A 16,791-nucleotide genomic window follows, 5' to 3' on the forward strand; every position below is an offset into this window, starting at 1 on the left:
AAAATTTAGAAATAAGAAAATTGGGACGGTTAAAATTGAGTTTGGTTATTTATTTTTTAACCTAATTTTTATTTCTTAAATGCTGTGAATTGAGGTAATTTGTTATTTGGTTTTTGCCTCAAGTAGCGCATTATGAACCCGACAATACTATTGTCGGGTTTTTTTATTTGTATTGATAAAAAAATGGAATATATAATGCTCTTTAATTTCTTTTAGAAGTATTTTGCAGTAATATTTAAATGCAAGGTAAGATGAAAAATAGCATCTCTATTATGAAATATATTTTCTGTATAATTGGTTTGATAATATGGGCGCAAGCCTTTTACATTTATCAAGAAAAACAGACTTTTTTAGAAAAGTTAAGTGCCGTTCCGGGTATTGTGGTAGATGAAGCAGAAACCAATAGTCCAACTATATCTTTTATTACAAAAGAGGGCAGACAGATTCAATTTAGACCTGATAGCAATAATAATCCGTTAAACTATAGTCCAGGTGAAAAAGTTGAAGTTTTGTACGATCCAAACAATCCTAAAATAGCAAAATTAAATGCTTTCTTTTTTTTATATCTCGGAATATTAGTTGCAGGAATTTTTGGAACAGTTTTCGTTTTAGTTAGCTTCTCATTTTTTAAATCCGATTATTTAAAGAGGAAGAAAAAACACTTTTTACAGCAAAATGGCAAACGCATTGTGACAAGATTTAAAGGACTACAGCTTAATATGCATGTGACTGTCAACAGCAGTCATCCTTATTTTATTTGTAGCAAATGGCTGGATTCTACAAATAATAAGACCTATGCTTTTGAAAGTGAAGATATTTGGCTTGATCCTAAAGATATTGTAATTCCTCAGGAAATTGAAGTTTTAATTGATCCATTAAATCCGGAAGAATATTATATGGATATTTCTTTTTTATCTGTAAAGAATTAATGATTAAAGCTTTTCTTTGATTAGGATTTAAAGACAATATTGTGATCTCTCCTTCGTCAAGATGACAAATACAGAATTAAAACTTTGCGAACTTTGCGCACACCTTCGCTCTCGATAGCTATCGGGATTGCGGTTAAAAAACTTTCACTATTTTTGAAATCAAATACAATTGTTTCAGAATCCATGCAGAAATTTATCACTTTAATTACATTCCTTTTCGTCCTCACAAGTTCAGCCCAAACTAAATTCGGAAATCCAGAAGTAGATCCCATTCAAATTCAAAAAACATATACAGATTGGTCTGCTTATCAAAGTAGAAACATCATGCTTTCTAGAGATTTTATAGCTTTGGATGTTACATCAAAAGAAATTTCAAAAGAGGCTTTTCTAGATAAATTAGCAAACGAAAACTACATTCCAATTAGATTAAAATCTGAAGCGAATATTTATGTTTATAAACTATTCAAAATTCAGCCAAAAACAGATACAAGCATAAAAGCGACAATTAACCAAATTGGTTTTGATGCTTTTAAAAATTATAAAATGGAAGGAACCGCTTTTCCGCAATTCTCATTCAAAGATTTAGACGGAAATCTGGTAACCAACGAATCCATGAAAGGAAAAATCATCGTAATAAAATGCTGGTACATTCACTGCACACCATGCATTAGAGAATTTCCGCAAGTCAACAAATTAGTTTCAGAATACAAAGACCGAAACGATATTGTTTTTATGAGTCTAGCCGAAGATTCAGTAGAACAGTTAAAAACATTTTTGGCTAGAAAACCGCTTTCATATTCTGTAATTCCAGACATGAAAGTTTATATGAATGAATCGTTGCAATTAAATTCATTTCCAACACATTTTATTATAAATAAAGAAGGAATGATTGCTAAAGTTCTTCCTAATTTTGAAAGTTTAGAAGTGGCACTAGCAAAGGAAAGTAATTTATAATTAAATCTCGCAAAGACGCAGAGGCGCAAAGTTTTTTGAGCAAAGTATACCCATTTTTGTCATTTCGACGAAGGAGAAATCTCCACAAGTAGCTCGACAAAGATTAGCAATTATAGGGACGGAGTTTCTTGGGAAGATTTCTCCTTCGTCGAAATGACAATATCACGCAATAATCATCGTCAAAAAAACAAAACTTTGCGCCTTCGCGACTTTGCGAGAAATCTTCATCAGCATAAAAAAACTTTGCCTCTATGCGCCTTTGCAACTCTGAACCTTTTTCCGTACTTTTGCACCAAATTAATTAAAAAGACATTCATGTTAACAGTCAATAATTTATCAGTTCAGTTTGGTAAAAGGATTTTATTTGACGAAGTAAATACTACGTTTACTCACGGAAATATTTACGGAGTTATTGGAGCAAATGGAGCAGGAAAATCTACTTTCTTAAAAGTAATTTCAGGTGATATTGATCCAACTTCTGGTCATATTCATTTAGAGCCAGGAAAACGTATGTCGGTTTTAAACCAGAACCACAACATGTTCGACGAGCATACTGTTTTGGAAACCGTTTTAATGGGAAATAAAGTTCTGTACGCTGTTAAAAAAGAAATGGATGAACTTTATTTAGATTATAATGATGCTAATGCAGACAGAATAGGGGAGTTACAAGTTCAGTTTGAAGAAATGAACGGATGGAACGCTGATTCTGATGCTGCAGCAATGTTATCTAACTTAGGAATCACAGAAGCAGATCATTATACTTTAATGGCAGATATGGAAGGAAAAATGAAAGTACGTGTGCTTTTGGCGCAGGCACTTTTCGGAAATCCTGATTTGCTGATTATGGATGAGCCTACCAACGATTTGGATTTCGAGACAATCGCTTGGTTAGAAAACTTCTTAGCAAACTACGAAAACACTGTAATTGTTGTATCTCACGACCGTCACTTTTTGGATGCGGTTTGTACACATATTTCTGATATTGATTTCGGAAAAATCAACCACTACTCAGGAAACTATACGTTCTGGTACGAGTCTAGCCAATTAGCGGCAAAACAACGTGCGCAGCAGAACAAAAAAGCAGAAGAGAAGAAACAAGAGTTGGAAGAATTTATTCGTCGTTTTAGTGCAAACGTGGCGAAATCTAAACAAGCAACTTCTCGTAAAAAAATGATTTCGAAATTGAATATTGCCGAAATCAAACCATCTAGCCGTCGTTACCCTGCGATTATTTTCGATCAAGATCGTGAAGCTGGAGATCAGATTTTGAATGTAGAAAACTTATCTGCTTCTGTAGACGGAGAAGTGCTGTTTAAAGATGTTGATTTGAATATGGCAAAAGGCGATAAAATCGTTCTTTTCTCTAAAGATTCACGTGCAACAACTGCTTTCTACGAAATCTTAAACGGTGAACAAAAAGCAGATTCAGGAACTTTCGATTGGGGAATTACAACTAACCAAGCGTATTTGCCAGCTGAAAACCACAAATATTTCGAAAACGATTTGACTTTAGTTGATTGGTTACGTCAGTATGCTAAAACAGAAGAAGAGCGTGATGAGGTATTTATTAGAGGTTTCTTAGGAAAAATGATTTTCTCTGGAGAAGAAGCTCTTAAAACTTCAAGAGTTTTATCGGGAGGAGAAAAAGTACGTTGTATGTTGTCTAGAATGATGATGGAGCGTGCAAATGTTTTAATGCTTGATGAGCCAACAAACCACTTAGATTTGGAGTCTATTACAGCTTTCAACAACTCATTGAAAAACTTTAAAGGTTCTGTAATCTTCACAACACATGACCACGAGTTCGCGCAAACTGTTGGTAACAGAATCGTAGAATTGACACCAAACGGAGTTATCGATCGTTACATGACATTTGACGAATATCTTGATGATGAAAAAATTCAAGAACAAAGAAAGAAGATGTACAATCTTTAATTTTTGAAATTCCAATATATTAAAATCCCAAATTCCAATTTCTGTGAATTTGGGATTTTTTGTATGTAAAAAATATAGCCACGAATTGCACGAATTTCCACGAATTAAATTTGTGATAATTTGTGTAATTCGTGGCAAAAAAAAGATCCCCGCTATTTGCATAGCGAGGATTTTTATGTCTTATTTGCTTCCGAACATTTTGGCGAAAATCCAGATAATAATCGCAATTATAAAAATTACGATAAATATCCCGAATCCCATTCCGGCTTTAAAAATGTCTCCTATAACTTCACAGCTTGTAAATGAAAACAGTATTACAAATACCATTAACAATCTTAGTATTTTATTTTGCATGACTCTGATATTTTAAATTGATACTTAAAATTACTTCAGGAATCAGCGAAATGTGTTATAGAATTTTTTGGAAATGTTTTAGGATTTGGAGATTATAATTTTGATTTCTAAAATGACAAGCCCGATAATAAAAAATATTTCTGTTAGAAAATAAACAATGCCATAAACTGAAATAGTTTCGTAGTTATATAGGATTACGCCTAAAGTCAAAAGACAATAAAGTATATTAGCAGTACAGATTATTTTTAAAAACGATTTCCAATTCTGCTTGACGAAAAAATAACAGCTGATGGAGTAAATGAAAAAAAATAGAGCAATGAATGAAAGGTATTCGTAAACGGTTTTAGATAACCCAAAAAAATCATTGAAATTTCTAAGGATAAAATAGAGCAGTATAGTTGTTAGTAAAGCTCCAAAGCTGTCTAATAAAAATATGTTTTTGGGTTTTGTTAGAAACTTTAAGTTATTTTCTTTCATTATAAATTGTTATTATTAGTGACAAGAAAATATCATTTTACTTTTTGAGTTTAGATTTTAAAATATTTAATACTCCTGCACCTTCAACCAGAGTATTACCATTATTTTCAATTAGCTTTATAGTAATTTCATAATCTTGAAGTGATTTTCCACGAACAATTACGTAATTATTTATTGAGTCTATTTTTTTAATTTCAAATCCTTTCTCATCAGAATCCTGTCCATCTAGAATTGGATCAAAATCTAATCCAAGTTCTGGATCTGCGATTTCTGCATTGTGTTGTAATTGTTTATAGTTTTCAATTAAATTTTTTGAAGCATATTTACTTTTGGTGAGCCAGTCTATACTTCCTGATGTTGGGTTAAAAAATTCTTTGTTGTATTCATTTATAAATTCTAAAGCGATGTTATAATCTATTTTAGATTTTTCGCTTTTTGAATTTGAAGACTCTTTGCAAGAAGCCATTAGAACTAAAATAAAGAAGAAATATTTAATCGAATTAAGCATTTTTTGTTTTGATTAACAGTGACTTTGCTAAAATATGATTTTATCTGTAATTGATTACCAAATCAAAAAAAATATATTTCAATCCTCAACACCCCAACAAATAAAATCAGATTCCGTATATTTGCGCAACCAAACATTACAATCACTTATGAGTCAAAAAGTATTACTTAATTCGAAAGAAGTTACTATCATACTCCATCGTTTGGCTTGCCAGTTAATCGAAAAACATCTTGATTTCTCTGAAACTATTTTAGTGGGAATTCAGCCAAGAGGCGTTTTTTTAGCTGAACGTTTAAAACAAATATTAGAAAAGGAATACAAGGTTCCTGAAATTTCTTTAGGATATCTGGACATCACTTTTTTTAGAGATGATTTCCGTCGTACTGATAAACCGCTTGAAGCCAATAAAACCCAAATCAATTTTATAGTCGAAGACAAAAAAGTCATTTTTATCGATGACGTTTTGTTTACGGGACGTAGCATTCGTTCTGCCTTAACTGCGATTCAATCTTTTGGAAGACCTTCAGAAATTGAATTATTGGTTTTAATTGACAGACGTTTCAGCCGTCATTTACCAATTCAGCCCGATTACAGAGGTCGTCAGGTTGATGCTATTAATGGTGAAAAAGTAATTGTAAGCTGGAAAGAAAATGATGGTGAAGATGTTGTTCACTTAGTTACGAATTAAGTTTAATCGGTTAACCGGTTAATTGTTTAATCGGTAATAACACCGATTAAGCGATTTGAAAAAAAAACGATTAAACAATTCAACGATTAAACAAATAAACAATACAAATGAAAGAATTAAGCGTAAATCATTTATTAGGAATAAAATATATCAACGAGAATGATATTAACCTGATTTTTGAAACGGCAGATCATTTTAAAGAAGTCATTAATAGACCGATTAAAAAAGTTCCTTCATTACGAGATATTACCATTGCCAATATTTTCTTCGAAAACAGTACCAGAACCAAACTCTCTTTTGAATTAGCGCAGAAACGTTTATCTGCTGATGTAATCAGTTTTTCTGCAGCTCAATCATCCGTTAAAAAAGGAGAGACCTTGATTGATACTGTAAACAATATCCTTTCGATGAAAGTGGATATGGTTGTAATGCGCCACTCTAATCCCGGAGCGGCTTATTTTTTATCAAAAAACGTTAAAGCAAGCATCGTAAATGCTGGAGACGGAGCGCACGAACATCCAACTCAGGCTTTGTTAGACAGTTATTCTATCAGAGAAAAATTGGGAGATGTTGCAGGAAAAAAAGTAGTTATTGTAGGTGATATTCTGCATTCAAGAGTTGCCTTATCCAACATATATGCTTTGCAGATGCAAGGCGCTGAAGTAAAAGTTTGCGGGCCAAAAACGTTGATTCCAAGATATATTGAATCGCTTGGTGTTACAGTTGAACCGAATTTAAGAAAAGCTTTGGAATGGTGCGACGTAGCGAATATGCTTCGTGTACAAAACGAACGTATGGATGTGAATTTCTTCCCATCAACACGTGAGTACGCACAACAATACGGAGTAGATAAACCGCTTTTGGATTCGCTAGGAAAAGAAATCGTAATCATGCACCCAGGACCAATCAACAGAGGAGTAGAAATTACTTCTGAAGTGGCTGATTCTGATCATTCAGTGATTTTGAATCAGGTGGAAAATGGTGTTGCGATTAGAATGGCGGTTATTTATTTGCTGGCTTCTAAGATACAGTAGTTTTTTAGTGTTCGGTTTTGAAATAAGTGTCACACTGAGCAGAGTCGAAGTGCTTTTTTAAGCTCAACGTGCTTTGCAAACTTGGGCTTCGACTCCGCTCAGCCTGACAAACTTGAAACTTCGAACATGAAACTTGAAACAACAACAAAAAACTTAGTAAATTAGCATCATAAAATATAAGCCCCATACATAATAAAATGAAAGTAGATCAAAAAGGACATACCGTTACGATTAAAGATACGCAAGGAGATGTAAACGCTTTCTTGGAAAAAGTAACGCAACAATTTAAAACCTTTGAAAAACAAAATATTGTAATCGATTTATCATCAGATTCTAATATTTCTGAAAATGATTTAAAAGCTTTTTTACCGCTTTCTAAGATTCAGAAAAAAGCAAAAAAGTCGTTTGTAATTGTAGCAACCGATCTTGATTTTAACGCTATTTCAGATAAATTGGCTGTAGTTCCTTCTCTTTTGGAAGCTCACGATATTATCGAAATGGAAGAAATCGAACGTGATTTAGGATTTTAATATTGGTTTAATTGTTTATTCGTTTAACCGTTTAATCGATTTGATTAATTTTAACCGATTAAACGATTTACCAAATAAACGAATAAACAATAAAATTGAAACTAACTATACTTGGCTGTTATGCCGCAACTCCCAAAACGCTTACTAATCCGACTTCGCAGGTTTTAGAAATAAAGAATCGTTTGTTTTTAATTGACTGTGGCGAAGGAACTCAAGTACAGCTTCGTAAAAACAAGATTAAATTCTCTAAAATTAATCACATTTTTATCTCACATCTTCATGGAGATCATTTGTTTGGATTAATAGGAACTATTTCGACTTTTTCGCTTTTAGGAAGAACCACAGATTTACATATTTATGGGCCTAAAGGAATTAAGGAATTGATCCTAATTCAATTAAAACTGACAGAATCTTGGACGACTTATTCTTTGTTTTTTCACGAATTAGAATCGAAAGAAAGTGAAGTTATTTTTGAAGACAAGAAAGTTATTGTGAAAACAATTCCGTTAAAACATCGCGTTTATACAAATGGATATCTTTTTCAAGAAAAACCAGATGAAAGGAAATTAAATGTCGAAGCAGTTCAGCGCTATAATATTCATGTCGCTTATTATCAGAAAATAAAAAATGGCGGAGATATTACGCTTGATGACGGAACAGTAATTGAAAATGAAAAACTTACTTTTGATCCATCGCCACCAAAAAGTTATGCTTTCTGTTCTGATACAGTTTATAACGAAGAGATAATTCCAGTTATTCAGAATACAGATATTTTATATCACGAATCGACTTTTTTAGAATCTGAAGCTAGACTGGCAGAAAAGACACTGCATTCGACAGCAAAAGAAGCGGCAAATATTGCTTTAAAAGCTAATGTAAAGCAACTTATTTTAGGGCATTATTCAACACGCTATGATGGCTTGGAGCCTTTTAAAACAGAAGCAGAAGAAGTTTTTCCAAATGTGCTTTTAGCAGATGACGGAGTGAGTTTTGAGTTTTAAAAAAAGATGCTAAGATTCTAAGATGCTAAGGTTCGAAGTTTTGAAAATTGTTGTCACACTGAGCGGAGTAGAAGTGCTTTTTTAAGCAGAACGTGCTTTGCAAATATGGGCTTCGACTCCGCTCAGCCTGACAAACTTGAAACCTGAAACTTGAAACTTGAAGTAAAAAATCTAAAATCTAAAGTCAATAATCTAAAATAATAAATCATGAACGATTTAAGTAATTATAGAAAATCTTACGAGAAAAGTGAATTACTGGAAACGAACATTCCAGAAGATCCAATTAATCTTTTTAACCGATGGTTTCATGAAGTAGAAGATTTTGGCGGAAGCGGAGAGGTAAATGCCATGACAGTTTCGACAATCGGATTGGATGGCTTTCCTAAATCTCGTGTGGTTTTATTGAAGAAATTCTCTGAGGAAGGATTTATATTTTACACCAATTATAATTCGGAAAAAGGAAAAGCGATAGAAGCAAATCCAAACATTTGTCTGTCTTTTTTTTGGCAGGAAATGGAACGCCAAGTTATTATAAAAGGGATTGCGCAGAAAACATCAGAAATTATTTCAGACAATTATTTTGATTCACGTCCTGATGGAAGTAAGCTTGGAGCAATTGTTTCTCATCAGAGCGAAGTGATTCCGTCGAGAACATTTTTGGAAGAAAATTTGAAAAAACTAGAAGTAGAATTTGACGGAAAGCCAATTCCTAGACCTGAAAATTGGGGAGGATATATTGTGACTCCATTACAAGTTGAATTTTGGCAAGGAAGACCAAATCGACTTCATGATCGAATTCGCTACACAAGCCAGTCAGATTTTTCCTGGAAGATTGAAAGGCTATCTTCGTAAAAGTACTTTTACATAGGAATTTTATATGTAAAATAAAAAAATATATGCATTTCATCGATTAATTTTGCACTTTAACGGTAAATTGAATACGTTTGGGATATAATAATACGAACGAATTTATTCAAAGATAAATTTAAAGGATTTGCCCCAACATTTACTTTAAACCGCTAAAATGCTGATGATTATGAAAAAGATTATGCGCACCATGTTGTTCATTGCGATTTTAGTCGCAATGAACGCATGTTCTGCTGATGCTGCCGAAGCAAGCCTGGATACTCCTCCAACAGAAATGCTTGTCGCAAACTATACTTATAATGATACCGAAATAGAAACGATGAGGTTAATAAACGAATACCGCGTGAGTATTGGTTTAAATGCTTTAGAAAGAGTTAATCATATATCTTTTAAATGTGAAGAGCATAATAAATATATGATTGCAAATAATGTTGTAAATCATAATGACTTTACTGCTAGATCTAGTAATATAACTAGTGTTTTGGGAGCAAAAAAAGTAGGGGAGAATGTTGCTTACAATTATAAAACTCCTGAAGCTGCTTTAAAGGCGTGGTTAGATAGTCCGGGTCACAAAGAAAATATAGAAGGTGATTTTACTCATTTTGGATTGTCTGTAACAACAGATCCGAATACAGGAAAAAAATATTATACTAACATATTTGTTAAGCTTTAAAAATATATTGAACAGGTTGGTTTTTTAAAAGTCGTTGTGATTCATTGAGTTGCAACGACTTTTTAAATTTAAAAAAGCTGCCGTATAGGCAGCTTTTTTTATATCTATTTGTTTATGATTATAAAGCAGTGATAATAAATTCGCTTCGTCTGTTGGCTTGATGTTCTTCCTCAGTACACGGAACGCCATCGGCGCATTTGTTAACAAGTTCGGTTTCACCATATCCTTTTCCTGTTAATCGGTTAGGAGCAATTCCGTTTTTAACCAGCCATTGAATAGTTGATTTAGCTCTGCGGTCAGATAAAGCTTCGTTGTACTGGTGGGAAGCTCTGCTATCTGTGTGTGAACGTATATCTAGTTTCATAGTAGGATAATCATTCAAAACAGCCAATATTTTTTCTAAGTCTAATGCAGCTTCAGTTCTGATGTTAGATTTGTCTAAATCAAAGTAAATCATTTTGATACCGAAGCATTTTCCTAAATCATCTCCCACAGTAACTTTACAAGTTGATTTTTCCAATGCAATTGGAAGACTTGTTTTGCCACTTACTTTGTCGATAGCTATACTTACTTCTTTTGTAGTATAATCTGTTTTCTCTGCTCTTACATAATATGTTTTTCCGCATTCGACAGCAAACGAGTATAGTCCAGAGCCGTCTGCAACGGTAGAGTTTTTTAGTTCCATTCCAGCATCATATAAAGTGACTTTTGCACCTGGTAAAGCTATGCCAGTTTCAGCATCTGTGATGGTACCATATAGTTCCTGAATGCATCTAAGTCTTCTAGTTTCCAAAAATCTGTAAATGTCATCAGATCCATGTCCTCCATCTTTATTGGAAGTAAAAAAACCTCTTCTTGATTCAGGATCAATAATGTACGCAAAATCATCTTTTGGAGAATTGATATCTGCTCCCACATTCTGAATATTACTTACTTTCCCGTTGTTGTCAATGTTGCCAACAAAAACATCTAAACCTCCCAAACCAGGATGGCCGTTAGATGAAAAATAAATCTCATTTTCACTGGTAACATATGGGTAAGTTTCTTTTCCTTCTGTATTTATACTACTTCCAAGGTTTTCTGGTGGACCATAGCCTCCGTTTGGATTTATACTGACTTTATACAAATCGGATTCTCCAATAGAACCTGGCATATCTGAAGCAAAATACAGTGTTTTTTCGTCTGGACTTAAAGCTGGATGAGCTGTACTGTAATTATTGCTGTTGAATGGAAGCTCGGTAATATTAGTCCATTTGTTGTCTTTTCCTAGTTCCGCTTTGTAAAGCTTGATTAAGGTAACTTTGTTTTCGTCTTTCCCTTTTTTTCCATCAATATAGTTATTTCTGGTGAAATAAACTGTTTTTCCATCTTTGGTAAAAACAGGAGAGGCCTCATGAAATTTGGTGTTAATGGCCGATTTAAACTTATTTACTTTAGATGTGCTTCCTGTTGAAGGATCTAGATCGGCATCGTAGATATTGGTGAAATATTCTCCCGTCCATTTGTGTTTTCGTTGCGTAAAGTTTCCTGTATCACGTGCAGAGGCAAAATAAATTTTATTGTTATAAACAAATGAGCCGTAATCTGAGTATTTACTGTTAATGCCCGCGTCTTCTATCTGGTACCTCCCAGAATTTGCTTTAATTTGATCCAGATAGTTTGCATCTTCTTTGTAAAGTTTTCCTCTGCTGTCATTTTTTGATAGCGCATTAAATTCATCCAGTAGCTTATTTGCTTTGTTAATGTCTCCAGTAGATTTTAAAGATTGCGCATATCTAAAATAGTATTCAGGTTCAACGTTGGCGTTCATTGCAAATAATTCGCCATACCATTTGGCTGCATTTTGAAAATCTGAATTGAAATAATAGGCATTTCCTAGTTTTTTAAACATGTCTTCAGATTTGTAGCCTTTAGCAGCAACTTTTTCATAGGTTTTTATTGCATCAACATAAGCATAGCCGTCATATTTTTTGTCTGCATTATTGATTTTTGACTGCTGTGCATAACTGCTAAATGAAAAAGCACCTATAATTGTAAGTAAAAGTAGTGTATAGTTTTTCATGATACCTAATTTTTAGAAGAAACGAGGAGTTGTCATTTTGCCTTTGTTTGAGAAGAATTCATAGCGCAAGAAAATTTCGTGTGAGCCTGAATTGTAATTATTTAAGTGTGTGGTTTCTCGATCATACCCATAACCTAAATAAAGTCCGTCTGTAATCTGAAACCCCACCATAGCACTTAATGAAGCGCTCCATCTGTAAGCTACACCAGCCATAAATTTATCGTAGAACATAAAATTGGCAGAAACATCCACTTGAAGCGGTGCACCTTCAACCATTTTGGTCAAAATAGCAGGTTTGAATTTCACATATTCATACTTATCAAGATTGAATACATATCCTCCCATTAAGTAAAAATTGATTTTGTCTTTGTAAATCGCTACGTCATTATCGTCATAACGATTTGTCTCAATAAAGTTTGGAACAGATAAGCCAATATAAGCTTTGTCAGAATGCCAGTAAACACCTGCTCCTACATTAGGAGTAAATTTGTTGCTTAAATCCTGAAATTGTGGATCTCCCTGATCAGCAGGATTTAATTTGCTTACATCTAAATTGAAGATATTTGCAGTTCCTTTAATACCAAATGAAAGCTTAAAATCTGCAGATGTCTGAATTGTATACGAAAGATCGACAGAGATGTTGTTTTCATTTGTGGGACCAATTTTGTCATTAACTAACGAAGCTCCTATACCTAGTTTGCTATTATTTATAGGTGTGTTAATTGAAAAACTGCTAGTTTCTGGTGCTCCATCAAGACCAACCCACTGGGTACGGTAGAGACCAAAAACACTAAATACCCCACGAGAACCTGCATAAGCAGGATTTATATTTATTGTGTTGTACATATACTGTGTATACTGAGCATCTTGCTGTGAATACCCTGAACATGTAACTAACAGAATGACGAAGAAAAATAATTTTGTTCTCATAGTAGATTTTATTAGTTTAATAATTACTATTGAATTTTTAAATCAATGAAATTCAATGGTTTATATTCAAAATTAATCAAAATTTGCGGTTTTTTAAGTACGCTGTAAATTGTTATTTTACAGCGTACTTTTAGTTGCTATTTGGATAGATACAAGTACCCGTCTAATTTATGATCTTGAACATTGTTGTTTCCATCCAGAGATTTATAATTAATAATGTAAAAATAAGTTCCAGTTGGTAGTCCGTCAGATTGCTTAACAGTTGTTCTTCCTCTTGAAGTTCCATCAAAAGCATTTGTTGTATTATTGTAGTTCGTAGTTTCAAAAACTAAAACTCCCCAGCGGTTGTATATTTCTACAGAATTGCCTGGATAACAAGTTAAGTCATCTATATTGTCAATTTTGAAGAAATCGTTTATGTTGTCGCCATTTGGAGAAAAAGCATTATGTACTAATACATCACCACATGCTAAAACTCTACAATCATCATTGATTTCCATATTCAGAACGATGCTTCTTGGACATCTTTCATCAGCTATTATATATTCAAAAATGTAATTACCCAATGCTAAACCAAACGGATTAAGAATACCATCCTGAAGGGCATTCGTATTATTTCTATCTTGCCAAACTCCTGTTAGAGGGCTTCCTTCTGGAAGTAGGCTGCTCAAATTTATTAATGTTGAATCATCTGTACACGCTGTACTTCTGGTTTCAATGACACCTTGTGGAAGCACTGTAATAGTTACAGTTGCAGAATCACAGTTTTGAGAATTCAATTTATCACAGATTGTATAGTTGTAAATGTAAGTACCGGGAGGTGTTAAGCTGGATACATTTACATTTCCAGAACTATCAACAGTAATGTTTGGATCTGTTTTAGTATTGTTTCCTTCAGCAAGAAGTGTAAAGTTTACTAATTCTATCGTTGCTGGAGTTCTTCCTTTAAAATCATTGCTTAGTACATTACCAACCAGTCCAAAAGAGTTACAGCCAATATTATTGTAAACATCATCATTTGCAATTACAGGAGGAATTACAATAACAGTCACTATAGCAGTATCACAGTTTCCAAAATCTGCTTTTTCGCAAATCTGGTAAGTTAATGTATACGTACCGCCTTGCGTATTTGGTGCGACAATTATCGATCCATCAGGATTTAAAGTTATTGAGCCAGTTGGGTCGGGAACAGTAGTTGTTAGAGTAACATCATTTATATTAACCGCTGTACCATTCAATGTGTCATTGGTTAAAGCATTACCCACATTAACTTGTTCTGCACTTTCCATTATTGGAGAAGGATTATCATCATTTGCAACAATGGCAAATGTAGGTCTTGCAGTACAGAATGGATCTGCTGGTGGATAATTTACTGTAATAGTCTGACTTGGATTAACAGATATTGTCACATTTACCGTTGGACGTAATTTCTCGAATCCATCGGCACCTTCAACCCATCTGTTGTTTTCAAAAATCCAGCCTGGCCAGTCAATTCCATTTCCTTGATTATCTACTACTGCTCCTGGCCATAGTACACGTCCGCTCAAAGGAAGATCGGTCATTGTTGTTACTACATTGTTATTAATATCTGCCCAAGCAATGGTTACGCCATTTACTGGAGTGAAATTTACTGGTGTTACTGTGTAATCGAAGTAAGGAACGTCATTTACACATATTGATGTTGCGGTAACATTCATGACTGGAGCTTCGATTGTAACTGTAACCGTTGCGGTATCGCAATTATCTGTCTGATCGGCTTCGCAAATTTGATATACCATTGTTAATGTTCCTACTGGAGCATTTGGCAATACATCTACTGAACCATCAGGGTTTAACTGTAAAAACTCGTTTGGCGTTACAGTTGTTATGATAACATCAGATGCAGTTATCGCATTTCCTTCTAAAGTATCATTTGTCAATACATTTAGTACATTAGGTGTAGTATGATTTACGCCTGCAATTGGACCCGCACTATCGTCATTGGCAACAATGTCTCTGTAATCTTTACAGCTTACACCGAAGTCGGCATCTAAATGAACCAGATCTTCTGGAGTTACTGTTACAACAAAGCCACTATCTGTTGTTGTCGTACAAACTGTATGCAATTGCATTTTGCTTGTTTTTGCAGTTATGTTTTTCGCAGATGAAGAAGGTATAACTTTTACTAAACCTGTAGCACCCAGAGCAGCAGCTACAGCATCAAAATTAGCATCTCGTACCAATTTTATGGTATAGTCTCCATAAGGGTTTGCTGTTTCTGGACGATCTCTCCAGAATCCTTCAATACCTACAATAACTTCTTCGTGATATCCGTTTGGACCATCAATGATTACATTGGCACTAAGAGCATTTCCAAAACCTGCAGCATTTAACTCTCCGTTATTTTCAGGACCTGTATACCTTCCGTCTCCGTTAAGATCTATCCATTCCCATTGACTGTAATCAATAGCTCCATTAGAATCAGGGATGTTCTTAGTAACTACACCATCATTATTAGCATCATACCACTCGTCTTGAATTCCGTTATTGTTGAGATCATACCAAACGTAATCTCCTAAAACAGGAAGCGTTGATTTTCCGTATTCAAAGTTATGAACTTGGAATGCGCACTCTTCAAGAGTGGTAAAGAACAGACTTGAATCAACAGGGTATAGTTGATATGCACTATTTAAATTAGCATCTTGTACTTGTACCAAATAACTTCCTGCTGGCATTCCTGTGAAACTGTACATTCCGTCGGCACCTGTAATACGCATTTGTATTGGACCGGTAGTTGTTCCCTGTGGAATCAGTGTTACAGGAACATTTGCAATTGGAGTGTTAGTATCCACATTTATGATTTGTCCAGATATTTTAACTCTGTAATTTGGTTCTGTAATCACAACTGTAGCAGTTGCTGTACAAGTTTCATTCTCGCCATTTACAACAGATGTTGCAGTAAGTGTATAGGTTCCAGCTGGTAGATTAGTATTTCCAACTACCTCATTATTTTGATTTGTAATAACTACAGTAGCGCCAGGACTGCTGGTAACAGCAATTGAACCATCACTTTCTCCTTGGCAGCTTACATTGGTAGGAATACCACTTACAGAAACTTTATTTTCAACTGTGAAGGTCTGAACTAATTCAGTTTTATTACCTGCACAGTCTGTTAGAGTGTAAGTTCTAGTTAAAATATAAGATTCGCCATTACATCCAGTGCCTCCATTGTTAGTGTCATTTACTGTAATGGTTACAGTTCCTCCACAGTTGTCTGTCGCATCTTTTATGTCTTCAGGGCTTCCAGCTGGAATGTCTGAAGCACTTTGAAGATTAGCAACATCTGATGGTGCAGTACCAGTTGGAGGTGTTGTATCTCTTACTGTTATAATTTGAGTATAAGAAATTGAATTTCCACCACAATCACTTGTAGACCAATTACGAGTTAAGGTATATTCTGTACCGCATTCATTTTTAATATCACTTTTAGTTTCACTAAAAACAATTGGTAAGTCTCCATTGCAATTGTCTGAAGCCTCCATATTATATGGTTCTGGAACTGCATCGCAAGAAACTGTAATGTCTGAAGGAAGGTCGCCTACGAAAGTTGGTTTTGTAGTATCCTCAATTGTAATTATCTGAGTGAAAGTTTCAGAAGTGTTTCCGCAATCGTCTTTTACAGTCCAAGTGTTGGTGTATGTTCCAGCGTTTGCGCATCCTTCAGAAGCCACAAACTGTCCGCTTACTTTAGTTATGTTCGAAACATCGGCATCGCATAGGTCAGAAGCTGTAGGGAATTGAGCCTGAGCGGCAGCAAGCCCTTCGGTGTCGCTGCATTCTAAAGTTGCGTTTAGTGTGCCGGCCACGGTA

The 16,791-nt window shown here is 34.3% G+C and carries 14 protein-coding genes; 9 read left to right on the forward strand and 5 right to left on the reverse strand.

Annotation, left to right across the window (positions count from 1 at the left end; translation table 11 throughout):
* Positions 1-251: 251 nt before the first annotated feature.
* The 3 genes from ABXT06_RS04205 to ABXT06_RS04215 all read left to right on the forward strand — a co-directional run bounded on the left by ABXT06_RS04205 (position 252) and on the right by ABXT06_RS04215 (position 3,818).
* Entirely contained in the window at positions 252-929 is a 678-nt protein-coding gene (locus tag ABXT06_RS04205; protein ID WP_354589620.1) for a DUF3592 domain-containing protein, read from the forward strand.
* 153 nt (positions 930-1,082) lie between these two features.
* On the forward strand, positions 1,083-1,883 hold the full coding sequence (locus ABXT06_RS04210; protein ID WP_354589621.1) for a TlpA family protein disulfide reductase: 801 nt from the start codon (positions 1,083-1,085) through the stop codon (positions 1,881-1,883).
* Between the two features lie 315 nt (positions 1,884-2,198).
* Positions 2,199-3,818: an ABC-F family ATP-binding cassette domain-containing protein gene (locus tag ABXT06_RS04215; RefSeq protein WP_354589622.1), complete on the forward strand. Its 1,620-nt coding sequence runs from the start codon at positions 2,199-2,201 to the stop codon at positions 3,816-3,818.
* A 180-nt stretch (positions 3,819-3,998) separates the two neighbouring features.
* Here the strand turns inward: ABXT06_RS04215 and ABXT06_RS04220 are convergent, their stop codons facing one another.
* Together ABXT06_RS04220 and ABXT06_RS04225 are read right to left on the reverse strand one after the other, a co-directional pair.
* Positions 3,999-4,172: a hypothetical protein gene (locus ABXT06_RS04220; RefSeq protein WP_008468862.1), complete on the reverse strand. Its 174-nt coding sequence runs from the start codon at positions 4,170-4,172 to the stop codon at positions 3,999-4,001.
* A 514-nt stretch (positions 4,173-4,686) separates the two neighbouring features.
* Positions 4,687-5,157: a hypothetical protein gene (locus ABXT06_RS04225; protein WP_354589623.1), complete on the reverse strand. Its 471-nt coding sequence runs from the start codon at positions 5,155-5,157 to the stop codon at positions 4,687-4,689.
* Between the two features lie 148 nt (positions 5,158-5,305).
* On the opposite strand from ABXT06_RS04225, the gene pyrR reads away from it, so the two are divergent.
* The 6 genes from pyrR to ABXT06_RS04255 all read left to right on the forward strand — a co-directional run bounded on the left by pyrR (position 5,306) and on the right by ABXT06_RS04255 (position 9,950).
* Positions 5,306-5,845, forward strand: coding sequence for a bifunctional pyr operon transcriptional regulator/uracil phosphoribosyltransferase PyrR (gene pyrR / locus ABXT06_RS04230; RefSeq protein WP_354589624.1), 540 nt, complete (start codon positions 5,306-5,308; stop codon positions 5,843-5,845).
* Positions 5,846-5,952: 107 nt separating this feature from the next.
* On the forward strand, positions 5,953-6,879 hold the full coding sequence (locus tag ABXT06_RS04235) for an aspartate carbamoyltransferase catalytic subunit (RefSeq protein WP_029273654.1): 927 nt from the start codon (positions 5,953-5,955) through the stop codon (positions 6,877-6,879).
* 197 nt (positions 6,880-7,076) lie between these two features.
* Positions 7,077-7,409, forward strand: a complete 333-nt coding sequence (locus tag ABXT06_RS04240; protein ID WP_354589625.1) for a ribonuclease Z — start codon at positions 7,077-7,079, stop codon at positions 7,407-7,409.
* Between the two features lie 95 nt (positions 7,410-7,504).
* A complete protein-coding gene (locus ABXT06_RS04245) occupies positions 7,505-8,410 on the forward strand; it encodes a ribonuclease Z (RefSeq protein WP_354589626.1) in 906 nt (301 codons plus the stop codon).
* A 207-nt stretch (positions 8,411-8,617) separates the two neighbouring features.
* Complete coding sequence (gene pdxH / locus ABXT06_RS04250) at positions 8,618-9,262, forward strand: pyridoxamine 5'-phosphate oxidase (protein ID WP_354589627.1); 645 nt, start codon at positions 8,618-8,620, stop codon at positions 9,260-9,262.
* Between the two features lie 172 nt (positions 9,263-9,434).
* On the forward strand, positions 9,435-9,950 hold the full coding sequence (locus ABXT06_RS04255; protein ID WP_354589628.1) for a CAP domain-containing protein: 516 nt from the start codon (positions 9,435-9,437) through the stop codon (positions 9,948-9,950).
* 118 nt (positions 9,951-10,068) lie between these two features.
* Here ABXT06_RS04255 and ABXT06_RS04260 read toward each other — a convergent pair whose 3' ends face one another.
* The 3 genes from ABXT06_RS04260 to ABXT06_RS04270 all read right to left on the reverse strand — a co-directional run.
* Entirely contained in the window at positions 10,069-12,012 is a 1,944-nt protein-coding gene (locus ABXT06_RS04260) for an OmpA family protein (RefSeq protein ID WP_354589629.1), read from the reverse strand.
* A 12-nt stretch (positions 12,013-12,024) separates the two neighbouring features.
* Complete coding sequence (locus tag ABXT06_RS04265) at positions 12,025-12,942, reverse strand: PorP/SprF family type IX secretion system membrane protein (RefSeq protein WP_354589630.1); 918 nt, start codon at positions 12,940-12,942, stop codon at positions 12,025-12,027.
* 137 nt (positions 12,943-13,079) lie between these two features.
* A partial coding sequence (locus ABXT06_RS04270; RefSeq protein ID WP_354589631.1) for a T9SS type B sorting domain-containing protein occupies positions 13,080-16,791 on the reverse strand: 3,712 nt, incomplete at its 5' end.

Source organism: Flavobacterium sp. UW10123, assembly GCF_040538975.1.
GTDB lineage: Bacteria > Bacteroidota > Bacteroidia > Flavobacteriales > Flavobacteriaceae > Flavobacterium.